Source organism: Micromonospora sp. WMMD730 (assembly GCF_049178955.1).
In the GTDB taxonomy this organism is placed as follows: Bacteria; Actinomycetota; Actinomycetes; order Mycobacteriales; family Micromonosporaceae; genus Micromonospora; species Micromonospora wenchangensis.
Genome location: NZ_JBMHML010000002.1, coordinates 2,846,905 through 2,869,952 on the forward strand (window position 1 = coordinate 2,846,905; position 23,048 = coordinate 2,869,952).

Here is a 23,048-nt window from a genome sequence, read left to right on the forward strand (position 1 = left end):
GGGCAACGCGCCGGCCGGTCACCCGGGCGGCACCGTGCCGGGCGTGCCGCCGTCCGGCCCGTGGGCGCTGCCCCGGCTGGTGGTCGCCGCCCCGGCCAGCGGGCACGGCAAGACCACGGTCGCCACCGGGCTGCTCGCCGCGCTGCGCCGCCGGGGTCTCACGGTCAGCCCGCACAAGGTCGGCCCCGACTACATCGACCCCGGCTACCACGCGCTCGCCGCCGGCCGCCCCGGTCGCAACCTCGACCCGTGGCTGGTCGGGGAGGACCTGGTCGCCCCGCTGTTGCGGCACGGCGCCAGCCTGCCCACCCCCGCCGACGTCGCCGTGGTCGAGGGGGTGATGGGGCTGCACGACGGCGCGGTCGGCCGGGCCGGCTACGCCTCCACCGCGCACGTCGCCACGCTGATCGACGCGCCGGTGCTGCTGGTCCTGGACACCACCGCGCAGGGCCGCTCGGCCGCCGCGCTGGTGCTCGGCATGCGCGCCTTCGACCCGGCGGTACGCGTCGGCGGGGTGATCCTCAACCGGGTCGGTTCGCCCCGGCACGAGACCCTGCTGCGCGACGCGCTCGCCGAGGTGGGCGTACCGGTGCTGGGGGCGGTGACCCGGGCCGTCGAGGTGGCCGCGCCGGCCCGGCATCTGGGGCTGGTGCCGGTCGCCGAACGGGCACCGGAGTCGCTGGCCGTCGTCGACGCGCTCGCCGGGCTCGTCGAGGCCACCGTCGACCTCGACGCTGTACTCGACCTGGCCCGCAGCGCACCACCGTTGACCGTGGACGCCTGGGACCCGACGGCGGCCGTCGGTGGCCGGGCGGGCGGGGACCGTCCGGTCGTCGCGGTCGCCGCCGGTGCCGCCTTCACCTTCTCGTACGCCGAGACGGCCGAACTGCTCGCCGCAGTCGGGGCGACCGTGGCCCCGTTCGACCCGCTGCGTGACCCGGCCCTGCCCGCCGGCACCCGGGCCGTGGTCATCGGCGGCGGCTTCCCCGAGGTGCACGTCGAGGCGTTGAGCGCCAACACCGGGCTCCGCGCCGAGTTGGCCGGCTTCGCCGGGCCGGTGGTCGCCGAGTGCGCCGGGCTGCTCTACCTCGGCCGCTCCCTGGACGGGGTGCCGATGTGCGGGCGGCTCGACCACCACGCCCGGATGACCGGCCGGCTCACCCTCGGCTACCGCGAGGCGGTCGCCACCGCCGACTCCCCGGTCCACGCCGCCGGTGAGCAGGTACGCGGCCACGAGTTCCACCGCACCGTCACCGACCCCGGGCACGGCGACCGGCCCGCCTGGCGGTGGGACGGCACCGACCACGGTTTCGTCACCGGGCAGGTGCACGCCTCCTACCTGCACACCCACTGGGCGGGTCACCCCCGCGCCGCCCGCCGCCTGGTCGAGGCGGCGGCCCGGTGACCGGCACCGGGGCGCACCACCCACCCGCCGCCGCCACCGCCACGCTGACCGGGGTGGGGGTCGGGCCGGGGGACCCGGAACTGCTCACCCTCAGGGCGGTCCGGGTGCTGGTCGAGGCCGACCTGGTGGTCGTACCGGTGCTGGACCGGCTGGCGGCGGACCCGGCGACGCCCCCCGGCCGGGCCGAGACGACGGTCCGTGCGCACGTGCCGGCGGACCGGCTGCGCCGGCTGCCGTTCGCCCTCGAGGACCGGGGCGGGGTGACCGCGCGCCGGGAGGCCGCCTGGGACGCCGCCGCCCGCGCCGTCGTCGACGCGTTCGACGCCGGGGCCCGTTCGGTCGCCTTCGCCACCATCGGCGACCCCAACGTCTACTCCACCTTCACCTACCTGGCCGACGGCGTCCGCGCGCTGCGGCCGGCGGTACGGCTGCGCACCGTGCCGGGCGTCACCGCCATGCAGGAGCTGGCCGCCCGCAGCGGCGTCCCGCTGTGCCAGGGGCGGGAGCCGCTGACCCTGCTGCCGGCCACCGCCGGCGCGGCACCGGTCGCCGCCGCCCTCGCCGGGCCCGGCACCGTGGTGGTCTACAAGGGCTGGCGGCGGCACCGGGAACTCGTCGACGAGCTGCGCCGGCACGACCGGCTCGACGACGCGGTGCTCGGCTGCGGCCTCGGCCTGCCCGACGAACGGATCGGGCCGGTCGGCCCGGACGACGAGCTGCCCTACCTGTCGACGCTGCTGGTCCCGGCCCGCCGGGACCGGCGGGGAGGAAAACTGTGACGTCCACCGGAAAGGTGTGGTTCGTGGGGGCCGGTCCCGGCGCCGCCGACCTGCTCACCCTGCGTGCCGCCCGGGTGATCGCCGACGCCGACGTGGTGATCTGGGCGGCCAGCCTGGTGCACGCCGACGTGCTGGCCCACGCCCGCCCCGACGCCGAGATCGTCGACTCGTCGCAGCTGCCCATCGAGGGGGTGCTGCCGCTGTACCGGCGGGCCGCCGCCGACGGGCTCACCGTGGCCCGGATCCACTCCGGCGACCCGGCGCTGTGGGGTGCCGTGCAGGAGCAGCTCGACCTGTGCCGGGCCCTCGACCTGGCCGTGGAGATCGTCCCCGGGGTCTCCTCGTTCACCGCCGTCGCCGCCATCGTCGGCCGGGAGTTGACCATCCCCGAGGTGGCGCAGTCGGTGATCCTCACCCGGCTGGAGGGCGGCAAGACGCCGATGCCGGCGGGGGAGCGGGTCCGCGACTTCGCCCGGCACGGCACCACCATGGCGCTGTTCCTGTCCGCCGCCCGCGCCGGGCAGGCCCAGACGGAACTGCTCGCCGGCGGCTACCCGGCCGACACCCCGGTCGTGGTGGCCTACCAGGCGACCTGGCCGGACGAACTGGTGGTGCGGTGCGTCCTCGGCGAGCTGGCGGCCACCGTCCGGGAGCACCGGTTGTGGAAGCACACCCTGTTCCTGGTCGGGCCGGCGCTCGCCGCCACCGGCACCCGCTCGCACCTCTACCACCCCGGGCACTTCCACACCTTCCGCCGGGCCGAGCCGACCGCCCGCGCCGAGCTGCGCCGGTCCCGGGCCGCCGTGGAGGACGCCACCCCGTGACGTACCCCGAGCCGCCGCTGCGCGAGCCGGACCTGCCGCGTACCGCGAAGGTCCGGCCGGTGGCGTTGCGGACCGGCTGGACCACCGGCGCGTGCGCGACGGCGGCGGCGAAGGCGGCGGTGACCGCCCTGCTCACCGGCGTACCCCAGCGGGAGGTGGAGATCGGGCTGCCCGCCGGCCGGCGGGTGACCTTCGCGGTGGCCCGCTGCGACCTGACGCCGTCGCCCGAACCGCAGGCGGAGGCGGTCGTGGTCAAGGACGCCGGGGACGACCCGGACGTCACCCACGGCGCGCACCTCACCGCGACCGTCGGTTGGCGGCCCCGGCCCGGCCTGGAACTCGCCGGTGGGGACGGCGTCGGCACCGTCACCCGCCCCGGGCTCGGCCTCGCCGTCGGCGGGCCGGCCATCAACGACACCCCCCGCTGGATGATCGGCCAGGCCGTCGCCGAGGTGGTCGACCTGGCGGAGGTGGGCGTCCGGGTGGTGATCAGCGTGCCGGGCGGCGAGGTGATGGCCCGCAAGACCACCAACCGGCGGCTCGGCATCGTCGGCGGTATCTCCATCCTCGGCACCACCGGCGTCGTCCGGCCGTTCTCCACCGCCTCCTGGCGGGCCAGCGTGGTGCAGGCGGTGCACGTGATGGCCGCCCAGGGGCAGCGGACCGTGGTGCTGTGCACCGGCGGGCGCACCGAACGGGCCGCCCGCGCGCTGCTGCCGGAGCTGCCGGAGGTGTGTTTCGTCGAGGTCGGCGACTTCACCGGCGCGGCCGTCACCGCCGCCGTCGGCGACGCGATGACCGGGGTGGTCTTCGTCGGGATGGCCGGCAAGCTGGCCAAACTCGCCGCCGGCATCCTGATGACCCACTACACCCGCTCGAAGGTGGACCTGTCGCTGCTCGGCGCGGTCACCGCCGAGGCCGGCGGCGACGCCGACCTGGTGGCGGCGGTGCTGGCGGCCAACACCGGCCGGCACGCCTACGAGCTGTGGGAGGCCGCCGGGTTGCTGCGTCCCGCCGGTGACCTGCTCTGCGACCGGGTCCGCCAGGTGCTGCGCCGTTTCGCCGGGCCGGCGCTCACCGTCGACGTGGCGATGGTCGACTTCACCGGCGACCACCTGGTCGCCTCCTCCGGCCGGTGGCCGGCGTGACCGGGCCCGAACCGGTCGTGGTGCTGGGGATGGACGCGGCCGGCCGGCCGCTGCCGCCGCCGGCGCTCGCCGCCCTGGCCGGGGCCGGGTTGGTCGTCGGGGCGGCCCGGCACCTGGCCGCCGTGCCGGTGCCGGCCGGCGTCGACACCGTCACCCTCGGCCCGCTCGCCCCGGCGCTGGCGCGGCTCGCCGCCGCGCACGCCGCCGGGGTTCCGGCCGTGGTGCTGGCCAGCGGCGACCCCGGCCTGTTCGGCGTGGTACGCCGGCTGCGCGCCGCCGCGCTGCCGGTGCGGGTGCTGCCGGCGGTGTCCAGTGTGGCCGCCGCGTTCGCCCGCGCCGGGCTCGACTGGGACGGCGCGGTGGTGGTCACCGCCCACGGCCGGGAGTTGGGCCCCGCGCTCAACGCCTGCCGGGCGCTGCCCGCCGTCGCCGTGCTGACCGCACCGGACGCCGGGGCGGCCGAGATCGGGGCCGGGTTGACCGGGTGGTCCCGCCGTCTGCTGGTCGCCGAACACCTCGGCACCGCCGCCGAGCGGGTCACCTGGACCACCCCGCAGGAGGCCGCCACCCGGGCCTGGGCCGACCCGCACGTCCTGCTCAGCCTGGCCGCGACCGACGGTGACCCCGGGGCGCGGCCCGCCCGGCGTACCGGCACCGCCGAGCGGGGCGGGGTCACCGGCCGGTCGGGTGACACCGGCCCGGCGGACGATGGTGCTCCGGCCGGCGATGACGCTCCGGTCGGGGTTGGGCGGGTGCGGGCGGACAACCAGCCGGCCGCCGCGCCCGCCGCCGGCTGGGCGCTGCCCGAGTCCGCGTACCGGCACCGGGACTCGATGATCACCAAGGCCGAGGTGCGGGCCCTGGCCGTCGCCCGGTTGCGGCCCCGGCTCGGTCGTCTGGTCTGGGACGTCGGCGCGGGCAGCGGATCGGTGGGCATCGAGTGCGCGTTGCTCGGCGCGGCGGTGATCGCCGTGGAACGGGACCCGACGGCACCGGTGGCCGGCAACGCCGCCCGGCACGGCGTCGACGTCCGGGTGGTGACCGGTGCCGCGCCGGCCGTCCTGGCCGGGCTGCCCGATCCGGATGCCGTCTTCGTCGGCGGTGGCGGGACCGACGTGCTGAGCGCCGTCGCCGACCGCCGCCCCGACCGGGTGGTGGTCACCCTCGCCGCGCTGGACCGGGTCGCCCGGGCCGTGCACCTGCTGCGCGCCGCCGGCTACACGGTGACCGGCAGCCAGCTCGCCGCCGCCCGCCTCGCCGACCTGCCCGGCGGGTCCGTCCGACTCGCGGCCACCAACCCGGTGGTCGTCCTCACCGGGGAGCGTCCGTGACTACCACCGCACCACACCGGCACCGGGACACCCCCGGCACCGGCCCGCACCGGGTCGGGCTCGTCGCGGCCACCGCCGCCGGTGGCCGGCACGCCCGGACCCTGGCCGCCGCCTGGCCGCACGCCCGGCTGGTCGAGGCCGACGGGGTCGCCGACGCGCTGCGGACCGCGTGGACGACCTGCGACGCGGTGGTGGCGTTCCTGGCCACCGGTGCGGTGGTCCGGGTGCTGGCGCCGCTGCTCGGCGACAAGCGCACCGATCCGGCGGTGGTGGTGGTCGACGAGGCCGCCCGGCACGCCGTCGCCCTGCTCGGCGGCCACGCGGGGGGCGCGAACACGCTCGCCGCCGAGGTGGCCGCGGTGCTCGACGCCCGGCCGGTGGTCACCACCGCCACCGACGCGGTCGACCTGCCCGGCCTGGACACCCTCGGCTGGCCGGTCGAGGGGGCGGTGGCCGCGGTGTCCCGGGCGATCCTCGACGGCGAACCGGTCCGGCTGGTCGCCGACGCGGTGTGGCCGCTGCCCGCCCTACCGCCCAACGTCCACCGGGAACCGCCCACCGGGGAACACCGGACCGTCGGGCCCGACCCGGCGGGCGGGTACCGGGTGCTGGTCACCGACCGGGTGGTGCCGGTCGACGACCGTACCGTCGTGCTACGGCCCCCGTCCCTGGTCGCCGGGGTCGGCTCCAGCCGGGGGGTGCCCGCCGCCGAGGTCGACGCGCTGCTGCACCGGGCGCTCGCCGACGCCGGTTTGAGCCCGGCCAGCCTGCGCTGCCTGGCCAGCGTCGACGTGAAGGCCGACGAGGAGGGCATCCGGGCCACCGCCGACGCGCTCGGCGTACCGCTGCGGACCTGGCCGGCGGCGGAGCTGGCGACGGTCGACGTGCCGCACCCCAGCGAGGTGGTCCGGGCCGCCGTCGGCACGCCCAGCGTCGCCGAGGCGGCGGCGTTGCGCGACGGCGGCACCCTGCTGGTGCCCAAGACCGCCTCGGCGATGGCCACCGTCGCGGTCGCCCGGCACGCCCCGCGCGGCCGGCTGGCGATCGTCGGCCTCGGCCCCGGCGCGGCCGACCTGCGCACCCCGCGCGCCGTCGCCGAGCTGCGCCGGGCCGCCGTGGTCGTCGGCCTCGACCAGTACGTCGACCAGGTCCGTGACCTGCTGCGGCCGGGCACCCGGGTGCTCGCCAGCGGGCTCGGCGCGGAGGAGGAACGGGCCCGCAGCGCCGTCGCCGAGGCCACCGCCGGGCACGCCGTCGCGCTGGTCGGTTCCGGCGACGCCGGGGTGTACGCGATGGCCAGCCCCGCCCTGGAGTACGCCGACGAGCGGATCGACGTGGTCGGGGTGCCCGGGGTGACCGCCGCGCTGGCCGCCGCCGCGCTGCTCGGTGCGCCGATCGGCCACGACCACGTCTACCTGAGCCTGTCCGACCTGCACACCCCCTGGGCGGTGATCGAACGGCGGGTCGCCGCCGCCGCCGAGGCGGACCTGGTGGCCCTGCTCTACAACCCGCGTAGCCGGGCCCGGGACTGGCAGCTCGGCGCGGTGCTGGCGACGTTCGCCGCGCACCGGCCGCCGCAGACCCCGGTCGGGGTGGTCCGCAACGCCAGCCGCCCCGACGAGCAGGTCCACCTGGCCACCCTGGCCACCTTCGACCCGACCGTGGTCGACATGTACGGGCTGGTGGTGGTGGGCAGTTCGCAGACCCGGCTGGTCGGCGGGCGGATGGTCACCCCCCGGGGTTACCGGTGGCGCGGATGACCCCCGTCGTGCCGGTGCCCGGTCGGGCCGTGGTGCCGCCGCCGGTGGTGATCGACGCCTGCCAGGGCTGCGGGGCCTGCCTGCTGACCTGCCCCACCCACGCGATCCGCCCGGTGCCCGGCGGCCTGACCGTGCTCGCCGACCGCTGCACCGGCTGCCTGGAGTGCCTGGAGATCTGCCCGGTGGACGCCATCCGGACCGTCACCGACCGACGAGGAGCGCCATGACCAGCACCCACCCGGCCCGCTGCCGGCCCACCCCGGGAGGTGGCCGGTGAGCCGGGTCGTCCACCCCATCGAGCAGGAGTCGTACCGGATCCTGCGCGAGCGGGTCGACCTGGGCGGCCTGCCGCCGCTGACCCGGGCGGTCGTCGAACGGGTGGTGCACGCCAGCGCCGACCTCGACTACGTCACCGACCTGGTCTGCGACGAGGCGGCGCTGGCCGGCGGGCTGGCCGCGCTGCGCGCCGGGGCACCGGTCGTCACGGACGTGGCGATGGTGGCCGCCGGGATCACCGGCGCCGGGCGGGAGATCGTCTGCCCGGTCGCCGAACCGGCCGCCGCCGCGCTGGCCCGGCAGACCGGGTCGACCCGGTCGGCGGCGGCGGTGCGGATCGCCCTGGACCGGGTCGGCCCGGGGGCGGTCTGGGTGGTCGGCTGCGCGCCGACCGCGCTCGTCGAACTGATCGCGGTGCACGCCGCCCCGGCGCTGGTGGTCGGGTTGCCGGTGGGCTTCGTCGGGGCCGCCGAGTCCAAGGCGGCGTTGCGGGCCAGTGGCCTGCCGGCCGTGTCCAACATCGGCGAGAAGGGTGGCTCGGCGGTCGCCGCCGCCGCCCTCAACGCCCTGCTCTACCTGGAGGAAACATGACCGCACTGGTCATCGTCGGGCACGGCACGCGCAGCGCGGCCGGGGTCGACCAGTTCGCCGCGCTCGTCGACCGGGTGCGGGACCGGGCGGGGGCCGCCGTCGGTGACGTCGAGGGCGGGTTCATCGAGCTGTCCCGGCCGCCGCTGACCGACGCGGTGACCGCGCTGGTCGGGCGCGGGCACCGGGCGCTCGTCGCGTTGCCGCTGGTGCTCACGGCCGCCGGCCACGGCAAGGGGGACATCCCGGCCGCGATGGCCCGCGAGCAGGAACGCCACGCCGGCCTGACCTACCGGTACGGGCGACCGCTCGGCCCGCACCCGCTGCTGCACACCGTGCTGGAGCAGCGGATCGACGCGGCGCTGGCCGGGGCCGACCGGGCCGGCACCTGGGTGGCGTTGATCGGGCGGGGCGCGACCGACCCGGACGCCAACGCCGAGGTGGCGAAGGTGGCCCGGTTGCTGTGGGAGGGGCGTGGGTACGCGGGGGTCGAACCGGGGTTCATCTCGCTGGCCGAGCCCTCGGTGCCGGCGGTGCTCGACCGGTTGCGCCGGCTCGGTGCCCGGCGGATCGTGGTCGCCCCGTACTTCCTGTTCGCCGGGGTGCTGCCGGACCGGATCGTGGCGCAGTCGCAGGCGTACGCCGCCGACCATCCCGACCTGGACGTCCGGGTAGCGGACCTGATCGGCGACTGTGACGCCCTGGCCGACCTGGTGCTGGAGCGGTACGCCGAGGCGCTGCGCGGGGACATCCGGATGAACTGCGACACGTGCGCCTACCGGGTGCTGATGCCGGGCTTCGCCGACAAGGTGGGCCGCCCGCAGACCCCCCACGACCACCCCGACGACCCGGTCGACGGCCACGGCCACCACCACCATCACGGCCACCAGCACGGCCGCGACCACCAGCACGGCCGCGACCACCAGCACGGCCACGACCACCAGCACGAGCACGACCACGCGCACGGTCCGGGGCAGGCGGCGGCCCCGGTCCGCTGAGCGCCGGTCAGCCGGCCAGCGCGCGGGCCAGGGCGAAGCCGAGCGTCGCCGCGCCCAGCCCGGCGACCACGCTGACCAGCACGTTGGCCAGCGCGGACCGGCGGTCGCCGGCCCGCGCCAGCCGTACCGTCTCGTAGCCGAAGGTGGACCAGGTGGTCAGCGCGCCGCAGAAACCGGTGCCGACCAGCGCGGTCACCGCCGGAGCGGCGGGCACCCCGGTCACCACGCCGAGCAGCAGCGACCCGGCGACGTTGACGGTCAGCGTCCCCCACGGGAACCGGGAGCCGTGGCGGGCCTGCACGGCCCGGTCGGTGAGGTAGCGCAGCGGCGCGCCCAGCGCCGCGCCGAGCGCGATCAGCAGCACGCTCACCGGGCCTCCCGCCGGCCGGGCCGCTCCGCCGTCGGTGCCGGGTCGCCCCGGCGGATCCCCGGCCGGCGGCGGTCGGCGCGGTCCAGCAGCCGACCGGCCAGGGCGTCACCGGCGGCGACGGCCGCGAGCCCACCGACCAGGGTGGCGACCAGGTAGGCCAGCGCCGTCCCGGCGGCCCCGGCGGCCAGCGCCCCGTGGACGTCCATCGCGTACGCGGAGAAGGTGGTGAACCCGCCGAGCACGCCCACCCCGAGCAGCGGCCGGACCAGCGGGCCGGCCCGTCGTCGGCCGAGCACCGCCATCAGCGCCCCGATCAGCAGACATCCGGTGACGTTGACCGTGTAGGTGGACCAGGGAAAGCCGGTCGGGGAGTGTGGCAGGGCGGCCTGCACCCCGGCGCGGGCGAGCGCCCCGAGCGCCCCACCGGCGGCGATCACGCCCAGCACGGCGGCCGGGTGCGCGGCCAGTTCGCCCCGGTCGGCCGGGACCCGCAGGTCGACGTCGGGATCGACGCGCCGCGACGACGGTGACGTCATCGGTACCTCCCCACCAGTATCGCCGAGCACTGGCAGGGACCGTTGGCGCGTCCGCGCGGTTCTCCCGGTCGGGCCGGGACGGCGGGCCCCACCGCCGACTCGTCCGTGAGCATAGTCCGGCCGGCCCGGGTGCCGTGGCCGGTGCCCACCGGCGCGTACGGTCGGCGGGGCGGCCGGCCCGGGTGCCGGTCGTCGCGCCACGACCGTCAGGAGGAGCAGTGCCGGACCGTAGCCCGTACCCCCGTGGAGCGGACCCCGCCGGGCGGGCCGACGGCGCTGCGGTGCCGCCGGCCCGGACCGCGGCCCACGACATGTTCGACGCCGACGTGGCATCCCGGGGACTCGGCATCGAGCTGGTCCACGCCGCCTTCGGCACGGCGGTGGCCCGGATGCGGGTGACCGCCGGGATGGTCAACGGTCACCGGATCGGCCACGGCGGGTTCGTCTTCCTGCTCGCCGACACCGCCTTCGCGCTGGCCTGCAACACGCACGGCCCGGCCACCGTCGCGGCCGGCGGCGAGATCAGCTTCCTGCGCCCGGTCCGCGAGGGGGACCTGCTGACCGCGTCCGCCACCGAACGCGTCAGGTACGGCCGCAGCGGCATCTACGACGTCACCGTCACCCGCGACGGCGAGGTGGTGGCCGAGTTCCGGGGACGCAGCCGCACCCTCGCCCGCCCCGCCGACGACCGGCCGGGCGAGGTTTGACCGGCGCGCGGCGGGAGAAACGGAGGGGTACGGACGCGTCCGCTGTGCACCCTCCACCCGCGACGGTCGCCGAAAACGCTGAATTCCGGGCTTTCACCCCGGTTTGGTCGGATTATATTGACATCGCCCTCCCTGTCGGAGAAGACTCGCCCTTCTGATCTGCCAGGCGACGAAGGGTGACCGAGTCCATGACCAGATCGACGATCGTCGCGGCGGCGCTCGCCGTCGCCCTGACCGCGCTGGCCGGCTGCGACGCCGGTGAGAGCGTCGACGTCGACGGCGGGTCCGCCGCCGGGGGATCGGCAGGCGGCACGCTCACCGCCGCCATCGGCGGCGAACCCGACCAGCTCGACCCGCACAAGACGTCGGCCTACTACAGCTTCCAGGTGCTGGAGAACGTCTACGACACCCTGGTCGAGCCGGACGCCGACCTGAAGATGGGGCCCGCGCTGGCCACGAAGTGGGCCACCAGCAGCGACCAGCTCACCTGGACGTTCACCCTCCGCGAAGGGGCCCGGTTCTCCGACGGGTCGCCGCTGACCGCACCGGACGTCGTCTACTCCTACCAGCGGATCATCAACGAGAAGCTGAACGCGGCGTACAAGTTCGCCACCGTCAAGACGGTGACCGCGCCCGACCCGGCCACGGTGGTGGTCACGCTGACCGCGCCCACCCCCAACCTGCTGGCCAACCTCGGCGGCTTCAAGGGCGTCGCGATCGTCCAGAAGGCCAACGTCGAGTCGGGCGCGATCAAGACCCGGCCGGTGGGCAGCGGCCCGTTCACGGTGGCCTCCTACACCTCCGGCGACACCATCAGGCTGACCCGCAACGACGCCTACTGGGGGCCGAAGCCGAAGCTCGACGGGGTCACCTTCACCTTCGTCAAGGACCCGACGGTGGCCCTGCAGAACCTGCGCGGCGGCGAGGTGCAGTGGACCGACAACCTGCCGCCCCAGCAGGTGCCGACCCTCAAGGAGGACGGCGCGCTGACCGTCGCCACCACCCCCTCGACCGACTACTGGTACCTCGCCCTCAACGAGGCACGCAAGCCGTACGACGACGTGAACGTGCGCCGCGCCGTCGCGTTCGCCCTGGACCGGGAGGCGATCACCAAGGCCGCCAAGTTCGGCCAGGCCACCGCCAACCAGACCGCCATCCCCAAGGGCAGCTCCTGGTACTACGACTACGCGCCGTACCGGCACGACCCGGAGCAGGCCCGGCAACTGCTCGGCGGGGCCGGCGTCAGCGGCCGCACCATGGACCTGATGGTCACCAGCGAGTACCCGGAGACGGTCACCGCCGCCCAGGTGATCGCCGCCCAGTTGAAGGACGTCGGGATCACCGTGAAGATCCGTACCCTGGACTTCGCCCAGTGGCTCGACGAGCAGGGCAAGGGGAACTTCGACGCCTTCCTGCTCGGCTGGCTGGGCAACATCGACCCGGACGAGTTCTACTACGCCCAGCACCGCACCGGCGGCACGTTCAACTTCCACAAGTACAGCAACCCCGCCGTCGACACCCTGCTCGACCAGGCGCGCACCCAGACCGACGAGGCCGTCCGCAAGCAGACGTACGAGCGGGCCGCGAAGCAGATCGTCGACGACGCCAGCTACGTCTACCTCTACAACCCGGACGTGGTGCAGGGCTGGTCGGCGAAGGTCACCGGCTACCAGGTCCGCTCCGACCGGGCGATCCGGTTCCGCGACGTCGCCCTGAACCGCTGAGGGGGCGAGGTGGGACGCTTCGTCCTGCGGCGGCTGCTCCAGTCGGTCGTCGTCCTGCTCGGGGTGACCCTGGTGGTCTTCCTGCTGCTGCAACTGGTCCCCGGCGACCCGGTGCGGGTCTCCCTCGGCACCCGCTTCGACCAGCAGACCTACGACGCGCTGCGGGAACGCTCCGGGCTGGACCGCCCGCTGGTGGTGCAGTACCTCAGCTACGTCGGCAACGCGCTCACCGGTGACCTCGGGGTGAGCTTCCGCAGCGGCCAGCCGGTCACCACGATCGTGCTGCAACGGCTGCCCGCGACCCTGTCGCTGGCGGTGACCGCCGTGCTGCTCGCCCTGCTCGTCGCCTTCCCGCTCGGGGTGCTCTCCGCGGTGCGCAGCGGATCCTTCGTCGACCACGCCGCCCGGGTGTTCAGCCAGTTCGGCGTGTCCGTCCCCGACTTCTGGACGGGCATCATGGGCATCCTGCTCTTCGCCGGGGTGCTCGGCTGGCTGCCCCCGTCGGGGTACGTGCCGCTCACCGACGACCCGGTGGGCTGGGCGTCGCACGTCGCGTTGCCCGCCGCCGCCGTCGGCCTGGTCACCGCCTCCATCCTCACCCGGTTCATCCGTTCCTCGGTGCTGGAGGTGCTCGCCGAGGACTACGTCCGCACCGCCGAGGCCAAGGGGCTGCGCCCCCGGGTGGTGGTCGTGCGGCACGTGCTGCGCAACGCGCTGATCCCGGTGGTCACCGTGGTCGGCGTGCAGTTGGCCAGCCTGGTCGGTGGGGTGATCGTGATCGAGGTGCTGTTCGCCTGGCCGGGCGTCGGTCGGCTCACCTACGACGCCGTCCAGGCCCGCGACTATCCGGTGCTGCAGGGCGCGGTGCTCTTCGTGGCCACCCTGTTCCTGCTGATGAACCTGCTGGTGGACGTCCTCTACGCCCGCCTCGACCCGAGGATCACGCTGCGATGAGCGCCGGGGACCGGGCGACGCACCCCGCCGCCCCGCCGGTCGACGACCGTCCGTCGGCGACGGCCGCCGAGCCGGGCACCCTGCGCCGTGCGCTGACCGCGCTGCGGCACGACCCGCCGGCCGTCGCCGGCACGCTGGTCCTGCTGGTCCTGCTGGTCGTCGGGCTGGCCGGGCAGTGGCTCGCGCCGGCCGGGACCAACGACGTGGACGTCGAGGAGATGCTGCGCCCACCCAGCGGCGCGCACCCGTTCGGCACCGACGAACTCGGCCGCGACGTGCTCAGCCGGGTGCTGGTGGCGGCCCGGGTGTCGTTGCAGGTGGGCCTGGTCAGCGTGGGCATCGCCCTGGCCGTCGGGGTCACCGTCGGCCTGCTCGCCGGCTGGTACGGCGGCTGGACGGACAACGTCCTCATGCGCGGCATGGACGTGCTGTTCGCGTTCCCGGTGCTGCTGCTCGCCGTGGCGATCGTCGCGGTCCTCGGCCCGGGGCTGGTCACCGCGATGACCGCCATCGGGGTGGTCTACACCCCGATCTTCGCCCGGGTGACCCGGGCCGGGGTGCTCGCCGTACGGGAGCAGGTCTTCGTCCGGGCCGCCGTCTCCATCGGCACCTCCGACCTGCGCATCCTGCGCCGGCACGTGCTGCCCAACATCGCCGCCCCGCTGATCGTGCAGACCTCGCTGTCGTTGGCCTTCGCGATCCTGTCCGAGGCGGCGCTGTCCTTCCTCGGGCTGGGCGTCCAGCCCCCCGCGCCGGCCTGGGGCCGGATGCTCTACGACGGGCGCGGTTTCGTCACCGACGCCTGGTGGCTGGGGTTCTTCCCCGGCGCGGCGATCTTCCTGACCGTGCTCGCGTTCAACCTGGTCGGTGACGCCCTGCGCGACGTGCTCGACCCCCGTCAGCTCACCGTGAGCGAAGCCCGCAGGAGCATCCGATGAGCGGACCCGCCGTACCGTCGCCACGGGTCGCCGGGGACGCGCCGGTGCTGGAGATCAGCGACCTGACGGTCACCCTGGGCACCCGCAACGGCCCGGCCCGCGCGGTCGCGGGCGTCGACTGGTCGGTGGCCCCCGGCGAAACCCTCGCCCTGGTCGGGGAGTCCGGCAGCGGCAAGAGCATGACCGTGCTCGCCGCCACCGGACTGGCCCCGCGCTCCGCCACCGTCACCGGCCGGGTCCGGCTGCTCGGCCGGGAGCTGACCGGCATGTCCGGGCCGGACCGTCGCCGGTGGCGGGGCCGGCACGTCGGCTTCGTCTTCCAGGACCCGATGACCACCCTCAACCCGGTGCTGACCGTCGGCCGGCAGGTCGCCGAGGCGTGCGAGGAACACCTCGGGATGAGCCGGCGGCAGGCCCGCTCCCGCGCCGTCGAGCTGCTCGACCTGGTCGGCATCCCGGCACCCGGGCGGCGGGTGGACGCCCACCCGCACGAGTTCTCCGGCGGGATGCGGCAACGGGTCGTCATCGCGATGGCCCTGGCCTGCGAACCGGCCCTGCTCATCGCCGACGAGCCGACCACCGCGCTGGACGTCACCACCCAGGCGCAGATCGTCGATCTCGTGGCCGACCTGCGCCGCCGGCTCGGCACCGCGGTCGTCTGGATCACCCACGACCTTCCGGTGGTGGCCGGGATCGCCGACACCGTCGCGGTGATGTACGGGGGACGGATCGTCGAGCAGGGCCCGGTCGACGCGGTCTTCGTCACGCCGGGGCACCCGTACACCCGGGCCCTGCTGGCGGCCCGGCCCCGGCCCGGCGCGCCGGGGGAGGACCTGGCGGCGATCCCCGGCGCGCCGCCCAGCCCGCTCGACCTGCCACCCGGGTGCGCGTTCTGGCCCCGCTGCCCCGTGCGCGGGGACGCCCGCTGCGCCCACGAGCTGCCGCGGCTGGTCCCGATCGCCCCCGCCCACCGGGTCCGCACCTTCTATCCCGCCCCCGCCCCCGCCCCCGCTGCCGAGGCCCGGGACGGCGCGGCCGGGCGTCCCGCCGCCGGGGCCCGGTCCACCGCCGACGACCCGGACCAGCCCACCCCGGAGGACCGATGAGTACGGGAACGATCGCCGAACTCGACGACCTCACGGTCTGGTTCCCCAGCCCCGGTGGCCCACCGGTGCGGGCGGTGGACGGGGTGTCGCTCACCGTACGGTCGGGCGAGACCCTGGGTCTGGTGGGGGAGTCCGGCAGCGGCAAGTCCACCACCGGCCTGGCGCTGCTGCGGCTGGTGGCCCCGACCGGCGGCCGGATCGTCGTCGGCGGGCAGGACGTCACCGGCTGGTCGCGTCGCCGGCTGCGCGGGCTGCGCCGCCGGGTGGCCATGGTGTTCCAGGACCCGCAGGCGTCGCTGGACCCGCGCCGCACCGTCGGCGCGAGCATCGCCGAACCGCTCGTCGTGCACCGGCTGGCCCGCTCGGCCGACGCCCGCCGGCACCGGGTCGCCGAGCTGCTCGACCTGGTGGGCCTGCGGCCGGAGACGGCCGGCCGGCACCCGCACGAGCTGTCCGGCGGCCAACGCCAGCGGGTCGGCATCGCCCGCGCGTTGGCCGGGGAACCCGACCTGATCGTCCTCGACGAACCGATCGCGTCGCTCGACCTGAGCGTGCAGGCGCAGATCATGAACCTGCTGCGACGGCTGCAACGCGACCTCGGACTCACCTACCTGTTCATCGCGCACGACCTGGCCGCGGTGGAACACCTCAGCGACCGGATCGCGGTGATGTACCTGGGTCGGATCGTGGAGACCGGCACCCCGGCGCAGCTCTGGCGGGAACCGGCGCACCCCTACACGGCGGCGCTGCTGTCGGCGGCCCCGGTGGCCGACCCCCGGGTGGAACGACACCGGCAGCGGATCATCCTCACCGGTGACCTGCCCAGCCCGACCGATCCGCCGAGCGGCTGCCGGTTCCGTACCCGCTGCCCGCAGGCCCGTCCCGCCTGCGCCGAGACCGACCCGCCGCCGGTCGAGGTGGGTCCCGACCACCGGGCCGCGTGCCTGTTCGCCGGGGAGGCGGTACGCGCCATGCGCGCCGACCCGCCCACCCCGGTCACCGACGGCGACGGGTCAGGCGGCGCGCGCCGGTAACGGCACGGCGGGACGCGGCAACCCCTCCCCACGTCGTCGCCGGCCGGTCACCGGCCCCTGAGCAGCGGCGACACCGGAAGGTGGGGACGGCAGCGGCACGACGACAGTCAGTCGCCGGCCGGCCCGGCCCGTCCGTTGCGGCAGCGCCGCCGGACGTCCGGTCACGGCCGCCGCCCACCCGGGCCGCCCGCCGTCGGTGTCGCCGGACCCCCGGCCCGGCTCGCGGCGTCGGGCGACCCCGGGTGGGGCTGTCGGCTGCCGAGATCCCCGGTCGAATACTCCGTCACCCGTGGGCAGGCTGCGCAGGAGTTGCCCGGCCACCCCGGCGGCGGCAGCCGCCCGACCCGCCCCGGGCCACTGACCGGCGGACCCCACGCGCTGCGTCCCCGCCCCCTGACCGGCGGACCCGGCGTGGTGGGCCCCGCCGACCTGACCGGCGGACCCGGCGCGGTGGACCGGTTCCGCCGCACGGGCGACCCCCGTGCGCCGGCCCGGTGCGGCCCGGCGCACGGGTGCCACCCGCTCAGGGTCCCCGGCCCGGTGGGGCACCCCGGCCGGGCGACGAGCCCCGACCCGCCCGGTCACGCCGGTCGGCCGGCTGGCCCCGGCCCGCGCGGCGGCCACCCCGGCCACCTCGGTCTGCGCGGCCACCCCGGCCTGTCCAGTCGCCCCGGTCGGTGCGCTCATCCCGGTCAGACCGGCGGATGCGGCCCGGCGGGCGAAGTCGGCGCGGACCGGGCGGGGCAGCCGGTCGGACGCGCAGCGGCGCACGGCCGGGTCGGCCACCACCAGACCACCCCGGGTCGACGGCTCCAGGAGCCCGGCGTCGGTGAGCCGGCGCAGCGCCCCGGCGACCCGCTCCGGGGCCCAGTCGAGCAGCACCGCCACGGCCGGGGCGGTGACCGGGACGTCGAGGGTCGCGGCGGCCATCAGCACCGCCCGGTGGGCACCGTCGCACCGGTCCAGCCGGGCGGCGGCGCGGCGGCGCAGCCCTTCGGGCAGTGCCGGCTCCGCCCCGGCGTCGACGGCGGGATCACCGGCCGTGCCGTGGCGGGGCATCGCCTCGACGTAGGCGGCGGCGTGGCCGGGCCGGCCGGCGACCAGCGGCAGCAGCCGGGCGGCGGCCCCGACCGGCCGGCCGGAGCCGGCGAGCAGCCGGCGCAGCAACCGGCCGGTGTGGAGGGTGCCCAGCGGGGCCAGTTCGATCAGGTGCCGGCCGGCGGGCGCGGGCAGCGGGTCCGTCCGGTCCGGCCGGTGGGTGGCCAGCACCGCCAGCGGCAGGCCCCGGTCGGTCGCGGCGGCGAACAGCGCGTGCAGGAACCGTCCCAGCTCCGGGGCCGCCCGGTCCAGGTCGTCCACGCCGACCACCACCGGCCGGCGGGCGGCCAGGGCGAGCAGGACCCGGCGTACCGCCGCGGCCCCGGCGACCGCCGACCGGTCCGGGGCGTCCAGCAGCGCGGCGAGCGCCGCCACGGTCGGGCCGACCTGACCCGCCGGGACCAGCCCGTCGACCAGGGCGGCCAGCCGGGGACGGACCACGTCCGGCGGGCCGCCGGCGGGCAGCCCCGCCAGGTCCCGCAGCAGCTGCGCGACCGGCCCGAACACCTGCTCTGGGTACGGCGGGCAGTGCGCCACCGCCCAGCGCACCGCCCGGCCGTCGACCTCGGTCAGCCGGTGGCGCAGCTCGGCCAGCACCCGGCTGCGGCCGATCCCGTCCGGGCCGGTGAGGGCCACCCACCGTGGACGATGTTCCCGGACCGCCCCGGTGAGCTGGTCCAGGGCGGTGGCGACCTCCCGGCGTCGACCGATCAGCGGGCCGTCGTGGCGGGCCGGCCGGCGGTGGGTGGGGCGGGTGACCCGCCAGACGTCGACCGGCAGCGCCTTGCCGGTGAGGCTGGCCGGGGCGAGGGCGTGCTGGTCGACCAGGCCGGCGGTGGCCCGGTGGGTGGCCGCGCAGACGACCACGCCGCCCGCCGGGGCGTACTCCTGGATGCGGGCGGCGGTGGTGAGGACCGCGCCGGAGGCCATGCCGTGCCCGCCGTCGCGGGCGGCGGCCAGGTCGACCACGGCCTCGCCGGTGGCGACACCCACCCGGACCCGCAGCGTCACCCCGCCGGGCAGCGTCCGCCGGTCCAGCGCGGCCTGGATCTCCAGGGCCGCCCGCACCGCCCGGTAGCCGTCCAACCCGTCGGAGGTACGCGCCCCGAACAGCGCCATCACCGCGTCGCCGACGTACTTCTCCACCGTGCCCTGCCAGCGGCGCAGCACCCCGGCGACGGTGTCGAAGTAGGCGAACTGCACCGCCCGGACATCCTCCGGGTCGAGCCGTTCGGTCACCGCGGTCGACCCGACGATGTCGGCGAACAGCACGGTCAGCGTGCGTCGTTCCTGCGGCACCGGCCAGGGCGTCGTGGTGGCGTCTTCCCGACCGGTACCGACCGTGGACAGTGGCATCCCACCCACCCCTCTCCTGCGCGGTGCTGCTGTTGTTGACGACGATCGGAGACTGTCACCACCGGGCTGACGGGGGATCTGCCGAACGACGTATGTCGGTCGGTCGCCACCTTTAGTCGCAATATCGACGCGAGAGGTACCAATGCCGGATCCAGCCCGTAGAACGGTGCGGGGACCTGTGACTAGGCTGCGGACATGGCCAGCGATGTGGACACCGCACCGCTCGTCGGCCGCGCCGACCAGCTGGCGGTGCTGCGCGCCGCGCTCCACGACGAGATCGGCCCCGGGCAGACCGCCGCCGTCTTCGTCACCGGTGAGAGCGGGGTGGGCAAGACCCGGCTGCTCACCGAGGCCGCGGCGCGGCTGCGCGACGCGGGGGCGGTGGTGCTCACCGGCTCCTGCCTGGACATCGGCGACGCATCACCGCTGCATCCGGTGCTCCAGGCGTTACGCCGCTTCGACGCCGACCTCACCGCCGGCCAGGCCCGCACCTCCTCGGCGGTGCGCGGTCTGCTGCGGACGTTCGCCGAGGACAGCGGCGGCGCGGACAGCGCCGGGGCGCTGCTGGAACGGGTCTCCCGGGGGCTGAGCCTGATCGCCGAGGGGCGTCCGCTGGTGCTCGTCCTCGACGACCTGCAGTGGGTGGACCGGACCACCCGGCAACTCCTGCTCTATCTGCTCGCCGGCCTGGGCGACCTGCAACTGTCGGTGCTGGCGGCGGTCCGGGCCGAGTCGCTGCAGGGGGCCCACCCGCTGCGCCGGGTGCTCACCGAGCTACGTCGGCTGCGGTCCGTGCGGGTGCTCGACCTGGGTCCCCTCGACCGTACCGGCACCGACCTGCTGGCCGCCGAGATCGTCGGCGCGCCGCTCGCCCCGGAGGCCGCCGACCAGGTCTGGCAGCGCAGCGGCGGGAACCCGTTCGTGGTCGAGGAACTGGCCCGTGACCTGCGCGACGGCCGCGACGGGCTGTCCGACACGCTGCGCGAGATCTTCCTGTCCCGGGTGGACGCGCTGCCCCGGCACGCGCACGCCGCGGTGCACGCGGTGGCGGCGGGCGTCGAACCGGTCGAGCACTGGCTGCTGGCCGAGGTGCTCGGCCTGCCCGAGGCGGAACTCATCGACGCGTTGCGGGAGGCGGTCGCCCACCGGCTGCTCGTCGGCGCGGACGACGGTTACCGGCTGCGGCACCGCCTGGTCGCCGAGGTGCTCGCCCACGAGCTGCTGCCGGCGGAACGCGCCGGCCTGCACCGCCGCTACGCCGAGGCGCTCACCCGGGTCCCGGCGGAGCTGCACCAGGCCCGGCTGGCCCACCACTGGCGGCTGGCCGGGGAGCCCGGTCGGGCCCTGCCGGCGGCGATGGCCGCCGCCCGGGAGGCCGAACGGCTGCACGGTTTCGCCGAGGCGCACCGGCACTGGACGGCGGCGTTGCAGTTGGCCGCGACGCCGGTCACCGGGCCGGTGGACGCCCCACCCGAGGTGGACCGGGCGGTGCTGCTGGGGCGGGCCGCCGAGGCCGCCCACAAGAGCGGCGAGCACGCCCGCGCGTTGTCCCTGCTGGCCGAGTTGACCGGGGGCGAGCCACTCGACCCGTCCTGCGCGGTGCGTATCCAACGGGCCCGTTACCTGGCCGCCGCCGGTCGGTCCGCCCCCGCCGAGGCGGAGTACCGCAGCGTGCTGGAGGCCGCCGAGTGCACCGCCCGGGAACGGGCCAACGCCGCCGCCCGGCTGGCCGAGCTGCTGCTGCACCTGGGGCGGTACGCCGACGCCGGGCAACGCGCGCGGGAGGCCCTGGAGCTGGCCGCGTCGGTCGACGGCAGCACCACGGAGGTGGTGCTGGCCAGCTCCGCGCTCGGCTTCAGCGAGGCGTTCCTGGAGGACCCGGACGCCGGGCTGGCCGTGGTGCGCCGGGCCCTGGAGACCGCCGAACGCTCCGGCGGCCCGGAGGACGTGGCCTGCGCGTACCTGCACCTGGCGGAGCTGCTGACCGGGCCGCTGAACATCCTGGAGGAGGGAGTGGTGGTGGCCCGCCGGGGTGCCGAGCGGGTCGCCGAGCTGGGCCTGGGCCGCACCTACGAGACCCGGTTGTTGGCGATCGCCACCAACGGGCTGTTCCGGGTCGGCCAGTGGGCCGAGGCGGAGAAGGTGGTCGCGGCGGCGCTGCGGCACCGCCCGTCCGGCGCCGACGCGGTCGAGTTGCTGCTGGCCCGCTGCCGGCTCTCCGTCGGGTACGGCGACGTCGAGGCCTCCGACCGGGACCTGGAGGCGGTGGCGACGATGCTCGCCGGCGGTGGCGCGCCCCGGCACGTCCTGCCGATGCTGATCCTGCGGGCCGGGCTGGCGATGTGGCAGGGCCGGCACGACGTGGCCCGGCAGGCCGTGCAGCGGGGCCTGACCGAGAGCCGTTCCGACGACGTGGTGCTGTTGGGCGCGCTGGCCTGGCACGGGTTGCGCGCGGAGGCGGAGGCGCACGCGAGCCGTACCGTGGCGGTCGACGAGACGGCGGTCCGCCGGCTGCGCGACGCGGTCGACCGGGTGGCGGCCAAGAGCGCGACGGCCGCCGGGCCGGTGCGGGTCAACGCCGACGGTTTCCTGGCGTTGTGCACGGCCGAGCTGAGCCGCCTCGACGGCCGGGGCGACCCGGAGGCCTGGGCCCGGTCGGCGGCCGAGTGGGACAAGCGGAACCACCCCTACCCGGCGGCCTACTCCCGGCTGCGTCAGGCCGAGGCGTTGCTGGCCCGGCGCAGCCGCAGCAGCACGGCGACCACCCTGCTGCGGCAGGCGCACGAGATGGCGTCGAGCCTGGGTGCGGTGCCGCTGACCAGCGAGATCCGGACGCTGGCCGGCCGGGCACGGGTGGAGTTGACCGGTCGGGCCCAGCCCGGGGCGGGGCGGGTCCCGGCGGCCCGCAGGGGCGGTTCCCCGTCGTCGGGCACGGGTCGCGGCCGCGTCGTCGCGGCGGGGGAGACCGCGGCCGCCCCGCCGGGGGCCGACGAGCTGGCCCTGCTGACCGCACGGGAACGGGAGGTGCTCGCCGCGGTGGCCGAGGGGCTGACCAACAAGGAGATCGGTCAGCGGCTGTTCATCAGCGAACGCACCATCGGCGTGCACGTGTCGCACATCTTCGACAAGCTCCAGGTGCGGACCAGGGTCCAGGCCAGCGCCATCCACCTGCGTAACCGGGGCGAGTGAGCGTACGTCCGGCGCGGGCGAATACGTCGTTCTACTGATCCCCGCCGTGGCCGGCGCTGACAGGCTGTGCATCGGAAACGACGGCGCGGCGCTGCCCCGACCACTGTGGAGGAGACATGACGGAACCGGTCTGGGGGCCCGTCCACGCGGACATCGTCGATCTCCTCGCCGACCACCCGGAGGACGTCCCGGCGGTGGTCGACCACCTCACCAAGCTCCAGGACCTGCTGGTGCGGCTGCCGCCGCTGGAGCAGAGCTGCCCGCTCGCCGACTTCAACCGGCTCTACCTGACCATCACCAGCCGGGTGCTGGAGGGGCTCTACGACGACTACTTCGCCGATCCGGTGTTCCTGTCCCGGCTGGACGTGGAGTTCGCCGCCCGCTACTTCGACGCGATGCGGTTGTGGACCGAGTCCAGCCCGACCACCCCGCGCGCCTGGTCGTGCCTGTTCAAGCGGATGCGTGGCCCGGACGCCCGGCCGTTGCCGTCGGCGGCGGCGGGGGTGAACGCGCACATCAACTTCGACCTGCCGTTCGCCCTGGTGACCACGTTCGACCACCTGGAGTCCGAGCCGGTGGACGGCACCGAACAGCACCGCGACTACCTCAAGATCAACGACATCTTCGCCGACAAGATCCCGACGCTGCGGCGGGGTTACCTGGAGCGGTGGCAACTGCTCCTGGACATGCTCAACGGCGACATCGACGACTGGTACCAGGGCGAACTGGTCGAATACACCAGGGACGTGGCCTGGCGCAACGCGCAGAAGATCTGGCGTTGCCGGCACGACCCGCAGGCCCGAGACTGCGAGCGCACCCGGCTGGACGACAATGCCGCGGCGCTCGGCCGGCTGCTGCTGTCACCGCTGGGGGCGTTCCTGCAGTAGCAGCCGGGACGGGGGGTCCCCGCGCCCCGGGAAACCGGGG

General features: G+C 76.2%; 19 protein-coding genes and 1 pseudogene. 17 read left to right on the top strand and 3 right to left on the bottom strand.

Features of this window, described 5'->3' with window-relative positions:
* The first annotated feature begins 43 nt into the window (after positions 1-43).
* The 9 genes from ACN265_RS12415 to ACN265_RS12455 are packed head-to-tail and all read left to right on the top strand — an operon-like array spanning position 44 to position 9,109.
* Positions 44-1,405: a cobyrinate a,c-diamide synthase gene (locus ACN265_RS12415; protein WP_421411461.1), complete on the top strand. Its 1,362-nt coding sequence runs from the start codon at positions 44-46 to the stop codon at positions 1,403-1,405.
* Positions 1,402-2,184: a precorrin-2 C(20)-methyltransferase gene (gene cobI, locus ACN265_RS12420; RefSeq protein WP_421407563.1), complete on the top strand. Its 783-nt coding sequence runs from the start codon at positions 1,402-1,404 to the stop codon at positions 2,182-2,184. The genes ACN265_RS12415 and cobI overlap by 4 nt, the downstream gene beginning before the upstream one ends.
* Positions 2,181-3,008, top strand: coding sequence for a precorrin-4 C(11)-methyltransferase (gene cobM, locus ACN265_RS12425; RefSeq protein WP_421407566.1), 828 nt, complete (start codon positions 2,181-2,183; stop codon positions 3,006-3,008). The genes cobI and cobM overlap by 4 nt, the downstream gene beginning before the upstream one ends.
* Positions 3,005-4,156, top strand: a complete 1,152-nt coding sequence (locus ACN265_RS12430) for a cobalt-precorrin-5B (C(1))-methyltransferase (protein ID WP_421407568.1) — start codon at positions 3,005-3,007, stop codon at positions 4,154-4,156. The genes cobM and ACN265_RS12430 overlap by 4 nt, the downstream gene beginning before the upstream one ends.
* A 29-nt stretch (positions 4,157-4,185) precedes the next feature.
* A complete protein-coding gene (gene cbiE, locus ACN265_RS12435; RefSeq protein ID WP_421411463.1) occupies positions 4,186-5,487 on the top strand; it encodes a precorrin-6y C5,15-methyltransferase (decarboxylating) subunit CbiE in 1,302 nt (433 codons plus the stop codon).
* A complete protein-coding gene (gene cobJ / locus ACN265_RS12440) occupies positions 5,484-7,247 on the top strand; it encodes a precorrin-3B C(17)-methyltransferase (protein WP_421407571.1) in 1,764 nt (587 codons plus the stop codon). Before cbiE ends, cobJ begins: the two co-directional genes overlap by 4 nt.
* Positions 7,244-7,474, top strand: a complete 231-nt coding sequence (locus ACN265_RS12445) for a DUF362 domain-containing protein (protein WP_421407573.1) — start codon at positions 7,244-7,246, stop codon at positions 7,472-7,474. The genes cobJ and ACN265_RS12445 overlap by 4 nt, the downstream gene beginning before the upstream one ends.
* A gap of 46 nt (positions 7,475-7,520) precedes the next feature.
* The gene (locus tag ACN265_RS12450) at positions 7,521-8,114 is read left to right on the top strand and encodes a precorrin-8X methylmutase (protein WP_421407575.1); all 594 of its coding nucleotides are present in this window, start codon (positions 7,521-7,523) and stop codon (positions 8,112-8,114) included.
* Positions 8,111-9,109 (top strand): sirohydrochlorin chelatase, encoded by a 999-nt coding sequence (locus ACN265_RS12455; protein ID WP_421407577.1) that lies wholly within the window; start codon positions 8,111-8,113, stop codon positions 9,107-9,109. The genes ACN265_RS12450 and ACN265_RS12455 overlap by 4 nt, the downstream gene beginning before the upstream one ends.
* A gap of 7 nt (positions 9,110-9,116) precedes the next feature.
* Here ACN265_RS12455 and crcB read toward each other — a convergent pair whose 3' ends face one another.
* Both crcB and ACN265_RS12465 read right to left on the bottom strand, forming a co-directional pair.
* On the bottom strand, positions 9,117-9,479 hold the full coding sequence (gene crcB / locus ACN265_RS12460; protein WP_420118690.1) for a fluoride efflux transporter CrcB: 363 nt from the start codon (positions 9,477-9,479) through the stop codon (positions 9,117-9,119).
* A complete protein-coding gene (locus tag ACN265_RS12465) occupies positions 9,476-10,015 on the bottom strand; it encodes a FluC/FEX family fluoride channel (protein WP_421407579.1) in 540 nt (179 codons plus the stop codon). The genes crcB and ACN265_RS12465 overlap by 4 nt, the downstream gene beginning before the upstream one ends.
* A 311-nt stretch (positions 10,016-10,326) precedes the next feature.
* Here ACN265_RS12465 and paaI point away from each other — a divergent pair, with 311 nt between their 5' ends.
* The 6 genes and pseudogenes from paaI (at position 10,327) to ACN265_RS12495 (ending at position 16,478) form a co-directional block, all read left to right on the top strand.
* Positions 10,327-10,722, top strand: a complete 396-nt coding sequence (gene paaI, locus ACN265_RS12470; protein WP_363653763.1) for a hydroxyphenylacetyl-CoA thioesterase PaaI — start codon at positions 10,327-10,329, stop codon at positions 10,720-10,722.
* Between the two features lie 188 nt (positions 10,723-10,910).
* Complete coding sequence (locus ACN265_RS12475) at positions 10,911-12,446, top strand: ABC transporter substrate-binding protein (RefSeq protein ID WP_421407581.1); 1,536 nt, start codon at positions 10,911-10,913, stop codon at positions 12,444-12,446.
* Between the two features lie 9 nt (positions 12,447-12,455).
* Positions 12,456-13,400: an ABC transporter permease gene (locus ACN265_RS12480; RefSeq protein ID WP_357930139.1), complete on the top strand. Its 945-nt coding sequence runs from the start codon at positions 12,456-12,458 to the stop codon at positions 13,398-13,400.
* Positions 13,397-14,338, top strand: a complete 942-nt coding sequence (locus tag ACN265_RS12485; RefSeq protein WP_421407583.1) for an ABC transporter permease — start codon at positions 13,397-13,399, stop codon at positions 14,336-14,338. The genes ACN265_RS12480 and ACN265_RS12485 overlap by 4 nt, the downstream gene beginning before the upstream one ends.
* Positions 14,335-15,330: pseudogene (locus ACN265_RS12490) on the top strand (ABC transporter ATP-binding protein); the annotation flags it as partial. The gene ACN265_RS12485 and the pseudogene ACN265_RS12490, both read left to right, overlap by 4 nt.
* 110 nt (positions 15,331-15,440) lie before the next feature.
* Positions 15,441-16,478 carry an ABC transporter ATP-binding protein gene (locus tag ACN265_RS12495; RefSeq protein WP_357930145.1) on the top strand — a complete coding sequence of 346 codons (1,038 nt, stop codon included), beginning with the start codon at positions 15,441-15,443 and terminating at the stop codon, positions 16,476-16,478.
* Here ACN265_RS12495 and ACN265_RS12500 read toward each other — a convergent pair.
* Positions 16,458-18,932 carry an AAA family ATPase gene (locus tag ACN265_RS12500; RefSeq protein ID WP_421407585.1) on the bottom strand — a complete coding sequence of 825 codons (2,475 nt, stop codon included), beginning with the start codon at positions 18,930-18,932 and terminating at the stop codon, positions 16,458-16,460. The genes ACN265_RS12495 and ACN265_RS12500 overlap by 21 nt on opposite strands.
* 195 nt (positions 18,933-19,127) lie before the next feature.
* Here ACN265_RS12500 and ACN265_RS12505 point away from each other — a divergent pair, with 195 nt between their 5' ends.
* Entirely contained in the window at positions 19,128-22,121 is a 2,994-nt protein-coding gene (locus tag ACN265_RS12505) for a helix-turn-helix transcriptional regulator (protein ID WP_420115910.1), read from the top strand.
* A gap of 116 nt (positions 22,122-22,237) precedes the next feature.
* A complete protein-coding gene (locus tag ACN265_RS12510) occupies positions 22,238-23,008 on the top strand; it encodes a DUF5995 family protein (protein WP_363653681.1) in 771 nt (256 codons plus the stop codon).
* Positions 23,009-23,048 lie beyond the last annotated feature (40 nt).

Bases quoted from the DNA above. Each gene is read 5' to 3' on its own strand.
- cbiE (WP_421411463.1), top strand. From the start codon at position 4,186: ATGGACGCGGCCGGCCGGCCGCTGCCGCCGCCGGCGCTCGCCGCCCTG.
- ACN265_RS12445 (WP_421407573.1), top strand. From the start codon at position 7,244: ATGACCCCCGTCGTGCCGGTGCCCGGTCGGGCCGTGGTGCCGCCGCCG.
- ACN265_RS12455 (WP_421407577.1), top strand. From the start codon at position 8,111: ATGACCGCACTGGTCATCGTCGGGCACGGCACGCGCAGCGCGGCCGGG.
- ACN265_RS12465 (WP_421407579.1), bottom strand. From the start codon at position 10,015: ATGACGTCACCGTCGTCGCGGCGCGTCGATCCCGACGTCGACCTGCGG.
- paaI (WP_363653763.1), top strand. From the start codon at position 10,327: ATGTTCGACGCCGACGTGGCATCCCGGGGACTCGGCATCGAGCTGGTC.
- ACN265_RS12475 (WP_421407581.1), top strand. From the start codon at position 10,911: ATGACCAGATCGACGATCGTCGCGGCGGCGCTCGCCGTCGCCCTGACC.
- ACN265_RS12485 (WP_421407583.1), top strand. From the start codon at position 13,397: ATGAGCGCCGGGGACCGGGCGACGCACCCCGCCGCCCCGCCGGTCGAC.
- ACN265_RS12495 (WP_357930145.1), top strand. From the start codon at position 15,441: ATGAGTACGGGAACGATCGCCGAACTCGACGACCTCACGGTCTGGTTC.
- ACN265_RS12500 (WP_421407585.1), bottom strand. From the start codon at position 18,932: ATGCCACTGTCCACGGTCGGTACCGGTCGGGAAGACGCCACCACGACG.
- ACN265_RS12505 (WP_420115910.1), top strand. From the start codon at position 19,128: ATGGCCAGCGATGTGGACACCGCACCGCTCGTCGGCCGCGCCGACCAG.
- ACN265_RS12510 (WP_363653681.1), top strand. From the start codon at position 22,238: ATGACGGAACCGGTCTGGGGGCCCGTCCACGCGGACATCGTCGATCTC.